Consider the following 7,670-nt stretch of genomic DNA (forward strand, 5'->3'; position numbering starts at 1 on the left):
CCGCCCGCTATCTTGCAACACTTGGTTCTGCGGACGTGGCCGATGTCTTGACATCGGCTGGCGTGCCCGAAGAATTCAGAGAGCCGTTCTGGAACGTGGTCCGTGACAACATCAATACCCTTGACGAGGTGGCTGACTGGTGGGTGCTTTTCCGTGATGGTGCAAAGCCGCTTGTTGCTGACGAGGATCGCGAATTCGTGGCAGAAGCCTTTGCGATGTTGCCAACCTTGCCTTACACATCCGACACGTGGGGCGAATGGACAACTGCCGTGAAAGAGGCGACGGGGCGCAAGGGTAAAGGCCTTTTCATGCCGTTGCGCAAGGCAGTTACCGGCCGCGAGCGCGGTCCCGAGATGGCCGATGTGATGCGGCTTTTGCAAACGCGCCCGACGCTCGATTGAACCCCAACAGGTTTATCTTATTCTAAAACCGGCCCGACACCGAGGCTGTCATAGCCCAAGAACGAAGGATCGCTTATTCGCGTGCCCGCAATACTTGCGCCGGCTTTGCCGACAAAGGACGCCACGCAAAGGCCAGCCCGGCCAGAAGCGAGGCGAGCACGCCGCCGCCTATGATCAGCAGGGCGTTGGACCAAATGATTGCATAGCCGGTTTCCATGATGAAGGTCGAAACTGCCCATCCCCCCAGAATACCGGCACCCAACGCCACAACACCTGCCGCAAGCCCGAGGATCGCCGCGCGCAATGCAAAGCTGGTGATGATCCTGCGGCGCGGCGCACCCAGTGTCTTCAAGACGGCAGATTCGAACGTCCGTGACTGCTCACCGGCCGCTGCCGCGCCGATCAGGACCAGAAAACCGGTCACAAGCGTAATCAACGCACCATAGCGTGTCGCCGATGAAATACCTCCAACCAGTTCAATGACCTGATCGATCGCATCACGAATGCGGATGGCGGTGATGTTGGGATAGGCCGTGGCCAGATCGCGCAGGATCGCGGCTTCGGCTTCTTCCTCGGCATAGACGGTCGATATCCAGCTATGCGGGGCTCCGGCCAACGCTCCTTGGTTCATCGCCAGCACAAAGCCGATACCGGCGTCTTCCCAGCTTACATTGCGAAAGCTGGTGACTTCGGCGGTAATATCGCGGCCCAGCACGTTGATAGTCATCGTATCACCCAGTTGCAGACCCATCTCGGTGGCCTCTTCAGCGGAAAAGCTGATCTGCGGCGGGCCGTCATAGCCTTCGGGCCACCATGTTCCGGCGGTGACTTCGGTGCCTGTCGGCCGCGCGTCGGCATAGGTGATGCCCCGGTCCCCTTGGGTCACCCAATGCCCGCCTGAAACCTCTTCTGCGGGACGACCGTTGATCTGCGTAATGATGCCCCGCAACATGGGTGCAGTGTCAACGCGGCTGACAGCCTCATCGGTGTCGAGCCTTTCGCGAAAGCCTGCAATCTGGTCGGGCTGGATATCCACGAAGAAATAGCTTGGCGCCACTTCCGGCAGATCATTCGAGAAAGAACTGCGCAGATTGCCATCGATCTGACCTACAGCCGCAAGCACCGTCAGACCAAGGCCCAGTGACAGAACAACCGACGTGGCTTCGCCCCCGCGTGCACCTATGGATCCGAAGGCAAGGCGCAGGGCAGGGTGACCGCGGGAAGGTTTGCGCAAACGGCGTGCCACCCATCGGATCAGCATGGACGCAATCCCGAGAATACCCAAGGCGCCCGCGATACCACCAGCGGTCCAGAGGGTCAAAAACACCGTTCCGGAAAACCAGATCGCCGCGCCGATCAAGGCGGCCAGCAACGCAGCGATCGCAACCAGATAGCGAGCCCCGGGCAGTGTCGCACCGGCCGTGAAAGCATCCCGAAACAGAGTTGCCGCACGGATATCGTCGGTCTTGGCCAGCGGCCACAAGGTAAAGACAAGGGCCGCAAGCAGGCCATAAACCGCAGCTTCGAACAGAGGAGCGGGATAGATGGTGAAAACAGCAGGGATCGGTAACCGGGCTTCGATGACGGGCGCGAACAGAACAGGCAGGCCCGCCCCAAGGATCAGACCAATCATGATACCGGCAAGGGTCAGAACACCGATCTGGATAAAGTAGGTCTGAAAGATAATACGGCGCGTGGCCCCGAGTGTTTTCAGCGTCGCGATCACACCGGTTTTACCTGCAAGATAGGCACGCACGGCAGCCGATACGCCAACCCCGCCGACGGCCAGCCCGGACAGTCCGACAAGTATGAGAAACGCACCGATCCGATCCACGAATTGTTCCACGCCGCCTGCCCCCCGGCGGCTGTCACGCCAGCGTAGGCCACTGTCGCGGAACTGCGCCTCGGCACTCTGTTCCAGTGCTTGCAGGTCTGCACCGTCCGGCAGGTCAAGCCGGTATTGTGTGGAAAACAGTGTGCCTTCCGCGATCAGTCCGGATTGTGCCAAATCATCGGTCAAAACGATGGTCCGCGGCCCAAGTCCAAAGCCGCCAGCGGCATTGTCAGGATAACGGTCAAGGATCGCGCGTAGGGTAAACGCCTGTTCGCCCAAGCGAAAGGTATCACCGGGTGACAACGCCAATCTGTCGGCCAAAACCCGTTCCATCACGCCGCCTTTGTCGGCAAGTGCATCGGGCAAAGGCATGGGTGGATCGAGCTGGACCTCACCGATCAAAGGATACAGGTCATCAACTGCACGGATTTGGGTCAGACCGCGCTCCGTTTCACCGTCGCGCTCGACCACGACCATCGAGCGAAAGTCGACGGTTTCGGATACCTGATCCGAAATACCCAGCAGCCATTGCAATTCGGCATCGCGAGCGAAGCGGTAGGTGAATTCCACCTCGGCATCGCCACCCAAGAGGGCTGCACCATCGCGTTTCAGGCCTGCTTCGATTCCCGCGCGCACAGTGCCCACAGCCGCGATTGCAGCGACACCCAAGGCAAGGCAGGCCAAGAACACGCGGAATCCGCGCAATCCGCCGCGTAATTCGCGCGCGGCAAATCGGGATGCGATGGCAAGACTCATTCAGCGGCCTTTGCCATCGGACCATCAATTCGTCCATCGCGCAGGCGCACAACGCGGTCGCAGCGGTCGGCAAGCTCATTTGCGTGGGTCACCATGATCAGCGTCGCGCCGTGCCGGTCGCGCAGATCAAAGAGCAGATCAATGATCGCCTGCCCGTTGGTTTCATCCAGATTGCCGGTTGGCTCATCGGCCAGTAAAATCTGCGGGCGCGGGGCAGAGGCGCGGGCAAGGGCGACGCGTTGCTGCTCGCCTCCCGACATCTGGTTGGGGTAATGGTCGATCCGGTCGGCAAGGCCCATGGCCTTTAATTCAGCCTCTGCACGGTCGAAGGCATCCTTTACACCGGCAAGTTCCAGCGGCGTTGCTACGTTTTCCAGCGCGGTCATTGTCGGGATCAGGTGGAAAGATTGGAACACCACCCCCATATTATCCCTACGAAAGAGGGCAAGCTGGTCTTCGTTCATCGCAGTCAGATTTTGGCCGAGGGCCATGATCCTGCCCGATGTCGCCTGTTCCAGCCCGCCCATCAGCATCAGGAGCGACGATTTGCCAGACCCACTCGGCCCGACCAGCCCCAGCGTTTCCCCAGCCGCGACGTCGATGGAAATGTCATGCAAAATATCCACGCGGCCTGCGTTGCCATCCAACGACAAGTTTGCATTTTCAATGGAAAGAACTGGGTTGATCATAAGGGCTGCCTTAGTGCGTGTGTCTGCTCTTGCATATGGGGCCGTTTCACGCGCCAGCAAGTTGACGGTTGCGGTTTTGCTGACAACGGCGTTTGCGCAAGCGGAAACCGTGAAAATCGCGGCCTTGGGCGACAGTCTGACTGCGGGCTACGGGCTTGCCCAGCACGAGGGGTTCGTCCCGCAGCTCCAAGCGTGGTTGCACGCACAGGGCGCAGATGTCGAGGTCGTGAACGCGGGTGTCTCCGGCGATACCACGGCAGGGGGGCTTAGCCGTGTGGCATGGACACTGACCCCCGAAATCGACGCGATGATCGTGGCACTGGGTGGCAATGATTATCTGCGCGGGCTTGACCCTGCGGTAAGCCGCGCGAACCTTGATGGTATTCTAGCCGCAGGACAAGGGGCCGGGGTAGAGATGCTTTTGGTTGGCCTGACCGTCGGAGGCAACTATGGACCGGCATATAAACAGGAGTTTGAAACCATGTATTCCGAACTTGCAGCCGAATACGGTATTCCGCTTTATCCTGATTTTGCGGCCGCGCTGCGGGCAAATGGTACAATGTCCGAGGGCATGTCCGTGTTTCTACAACCCGACGGCATTCACCCCAATGCCGAGGGCGTGTCCATCATAGTTAAGCAAATCGGTCCATCGGTGCTCGACCTCGCGAAGGCCGTCCGAAAATAAAAAATGGGCACCCGCAAAGGCGCCCATCCCCAAAATCTGTATAATATAAATTTGCCTTAATCGGCTAGTGTCAGGTTCACGGCGCTTTCCCGCCCATCGCGGCCAGCTTCGATGTCAAAGTTGACCTTTTGGTCATCCTTGAGCCCGGTCAAACCGGAGCGCTCGACGGCTGAGATATGAACGAAAACGTCCTTGCTGCCACCATCGGGTGCGATGAATCCGTATCCTTTAGTGGTGTTGAACCATTTGACAGTGCCTGAAGCCATGTCTTTGTTTCCTTATGTTCTCCGCTCGCGGGATTGCAGCGGAACGGCTCGGTCAAACGTGATCGAAAGACTGGGCCGGGAACGGGAAACAGTGGTCGATTAGTCAACGTCGCAACCTAATTGTGCAACGATTCATGAAAAATTTCAAGGAAACTTGGTGTTTGTTCGCGCTGGGCAAACAACAAATAGTGAGCGCGCGCCGCGCGCGCGCTGCACTTTCGTATCAAAGTCGCTTATGCGAGGGCGAGGTTTATCGCGCTCTCACGGCCATCGCGGCCTGCTTCGACGTCAAAAGTTACCTTCTGGTCGTCCTGAAGGCCTGTGAGGCCGGAGCGCTCAACAGCGGAGATGTGAACGAAAACGTCCTTGGAGCCGCCATCGGGTGCGATAAAGCCGAAGCCTTTAGTTGTGTTAAACCATTTCACGGTGCCAGTAGCCATCGTGTTTTTCCTTTTGTATCAATGCTGTCCGCGAGATTGCGACAGCCTGGCTGAGTCAGTGTCAAGATCGATAGACTGTAGCCGAAAGGGAAAACAGTGGTCGAGTTGTGTAACGTCTGCAGTCGTCATTTGGGGCCTAAGCGCAAACAAATCAAGTGTTAGTTTTGCAACAATGCGCTTTGTGATGAATTGATGGGGGTCCGCGCACCAGTAAACCGATAAATCCCAGTCTGGGACCCTAGCTTTTGAGGGACGGGCTGCCAACACACCCGACGCAAGAAAAAAGCCCCGCTAAATGCGGGGCTTTTCAGGTTCTGTCGTGCTGAAGTCCTACTGCGGGATTTCGCCGGTAAGTCCCTCAACGTAGAAGTTCATCCCTGCCAGTGAGCCGTCGTCTGCGATCTCGCCGTCAGCCAACCAGACGGAGCCATCCTGTTTGTTGATCGGCCCTGTGAAAGCATGATATTCGCCAGTCCGCAGACGTTCGATCAGGGCTTCGGCAGAGGCTTTCACATCCGCAGGAACCGCGTCCGTGATTTCGCCGATGCCGACCATGCCCGGCCCGATGCCGTCCCATGTGTCTTTGCTTTCCCATGTGCCATCAATGACAGCTTGTGTGCGGGCGATGTAGTAGGGTGCCCAGTCATCGATGATGGAAGAGACCCGTGGGAAGGGTGCGAACTCTGCCATGTCCGAGGCCTGACCGAAGGTCACAACATTACCGGCAGCCTGGGCTGCAGCCTGCGGTGCAGTCGAGTCAGTATGCTGCAGGATCACATCAGCGCCCTGTTCGATCAAAACGCTAGCGGCTTCGGCCTCTTTAGCCGGGTCGAACCATGTGTAGGCCCAGATAATCTTGAATTCGATATCAGGGTTTACTTCCTTCGCGTGGATATAGGCAGCGTTGATGCCGCGGATAACTTCGGGAATCGGGAAAGATGCGATGTAACCGATGATGTTGCTTTCGGTCATCTGACCCGCGATGTGCCCCTGAACCGCGCGGCCTTCGTAGAAACGCGCAGAATAGGTGGATACATTGTCGGCGCGCTTATAGCCTGTTGCATGTTCGAACTTCACGTCAGGGAACTGGGCCGCGACGTTGATCGTCTGGTCCATGTAACCGAAAGATGTCGTAAAGATCAGGTCAGCTCCTTGCAGCGCCATCTGGGTCATGACGCGTTCAGCGTCTGGGCCCTCGGGTACGCTTTCAACGAAGACGGTTTCAACCGCATCGCCAAAATGTTCTTCTACGGCGAGGCGCGCCTGGTTGTGCTCGTATGTCCAGCCGCCGTCACCGATTGGTCCAACGTAGACGAAACCAACGGTTGTTGTGTCCTGTGCTGTAGCCCCTGTTGCAAGGCCAAGTGCGAGCGTCGCCCCGGCCAGAAGTGTTCTCATTGTCATGTTTTTCCCCTTGGTGGTCTTGATGCGCCTCAACGCGAGGCATGGAAAGATCGTCCCAGTGATCCGGGCGCACGTCCAGCCCGCATAATAACCAGAACAGCGATAGTGGCCAGATAGGGCGCCATAGAAAGATACTCGACCCCGATGGCAGCGCCTGCTGCTTGCAGGTTCAACTGCAAAACGGTCACGCCGCCGAACAAATAGGCACCCAGCAAAAGCCGCCCCGGACGCCAGCTTGCAAAGACCACGATGGCCAGTGCGATCCAACCCGCCCCTGCTGTCATGCCTTCGGTCCATTGCGGCACGCGTACCAGGCTTAGGTACGCCCCGCCCAGCCCTGCACAGGCCCCGCCGAACATGATCGCCAGCATCCGTACGCGGACGACGTGATAGCCCAAGGCATGGGCGGCTTCGTGGTTTTCGCCGACTGCCCGCAGGATCAACCCGGCGCGGCTGTATTTCAGAAGGGCCCAGACGCCTGCCACGATGGCCAGCCCGACATAGACCATCGGGTCATGCTGGAACACGATTGGACCGATGATCGGTATGTCGCCCAAAACGGGGATGTGCCAATCCGGAAACTCTGGCGCCTTGATCCCGATATAGCCTTGCCCCAGAAGCGCCGAGAGCCCAAGGCCGAAGAGCGTGAGCGCGAGGCCGGTGGCGACCTGGTTCGATAGCAGGACCTGCGTCAGAAAGCCGAAGACGAGCGACAAGAGAGCGCCGCCAATAGCCGCCCCCACAAAGCCGACCCATGGCGAGCCAGTGTTGACGGCCACCACAAAACCACAGACCGCACCGGTGATCATCATTCCCTCGACCCCAAGGTTCAGAACGCCGCTGCGTTCCACGACCAATTCACCAATGGAGGCCAGCAAAATCGGGGTAGCCGCCACCATGAGCGAGGCCAAAAGAAGGATCGGGTTGATTGACGACAAATCCATCAGTTGATCCCTTGGATGAAAAGATGCACGCCGCCTGCCACAACAATTGCGCTGGCCAGCACGGTGCTGAAGTGCCGCGGTGATGGCCGGTGCAAGCGCGCCACGCGCAGTAGTGGCCCCATCAGCGCCCCCATAGCCAAGGGCATCAGCTGTAGTTTCATGGCGTGCGCTCTCCTCATGTATTCATTCCGCAATGATCCATTCCTGCACCCCATCGGGCAATAGAAAGGCCGCGCCAAAGCCGACGGTCA

General features: G+C 58.5%; 8 protein-coding genes and 1 pseudogene. 2 read left to right on the top strand and 7 right to left on the bottom strand.

Annotated features, from left to right (window positions below):
- Positions 1–401: pseudogene (locus R6T97_RS10810) on the top strand (glutamate--tRNA ligase); the annotation flags it as partial.
- A gap of 73 nt (positions 402–474) precedes the next feature.
- Here the strand turns inward: R6T97_RS10810 and R6T97_RS10815 are convergent.
- Positions 475–2,991: an ABC transporter permease gene (locus R6T97_RS10815; protein ID WP_410349302.1), complete on the bottom strand. Its 2,517-nt coding sequence runs from the start codon at positions 2,989–2,991 to the stop codon at positions 475–477.
- Positions 2,988–3,680, bottom strand: a complete 693-nt coding sequence (locus tag R6T97_RS10820) for an ABC transporter ATP-binding protein (RefSeq protein WP_410349303.1) — start codon at positions 3,678–3,680, stop codon at positions 2,988–2,990. The genes R6T97_RS10815 and R6T97_RS10820 overlap by 4 nt, the downstream gene beginning before the upstream one ends.
- On the opposite strand from R6T97_RS10820, the gene R6T97_RS10825 reads away from it, so the two are divergent.
- Entirely contained in the window at positions 3,679–4,365 is a 687-nt protein-coding gene (locus tag R6T97_RS10825; RefSeq protein ID WP_410349308.1) for an arylesterase, read from the top strand. The genes R6T97_RS10820 and R6T97_RS10825 overlap by 2 nt on opposite strands.
- Before the next feature lie 56 nt (positions 4,366–4,421).
- Here the strand turns inward: R6T97_RS10825 and R6T97_RS10830 are convergent, their stop codons facing one another.
- The 5 genes from R6T97_RS10830 to R6T97_RS10850 form a co-directional block, all read right to left on the bottom strand.
- Positions 4,422–4,631 carry a cold-shock protein gene (locus R6T97_RS10830; RefSeq protein ID WP_055291916.1) on the bottom strand — a complete coding sequence of 70 codons (210 nt, stop codon included), beginning with the start codon at positions 4,629–4,631 and terminating at the stop codon, positions 4,422–4,424.
- A 233-nt stretch (positions 4,632–4,864) separates the two neighbouring features.
- Entirely contained in the window at positions 4,865–5,071 is a 207-nt protein-coding gene (locus tag R6T97_RS10835; RefSeq protein WP_410349304.1) for a cold-shock protein, read from the bottom strand.
- A 330-nt stretch (positions 5,072–5,401) separates the two neighbouring features.
- Entirely contained in the window at positions 5,402–6,475 is a 1,074-nt protein-coding gene (locus tag R6T97_RS10840; protein WP_410349305.1) for a BMP family ABC transporter substrate-binding protein, read from the bottom strand.
- Positions 6,476–6,504: 29 nt separating this feature from the next.
- Positions 6,505–7,419 (bottom strand): ABC transporter permease, encoded by a 915-nt coding sequence (locus R6T97_RS10845; RefSeq protein WP_410349306.1) that lies wholly within the window; start codon positions 7,417–7,419, stop codon positions 6,505–6,507.
- Positions 7,419–7,580, bottom strand: coding sequence for a hypothetical protein (locus R6T97_RS10850; RefSeq protein ID WP_410349307.1), 162 nt, complete (start codon positions 7,578–7,580; stop codon positions 7,419–7,421). The genes R6T97_RS10845 and R6T97_RS10850 overlap by 1 nt, the downstream gene beginning before the upstream one ends.
- Positions 7,581–7,670 lie beyond the last annotated feature (90 nt).

Origin of the sequence: Yoonia sp. (assembly GCF_046498525.1) — a bacterium.
Taxonomy (GTDB): Bacteria; Pseudomonadota; Alphaproteobacteria; order Rhodobacterales; family Rhodobacteraceae; genus Yoonia.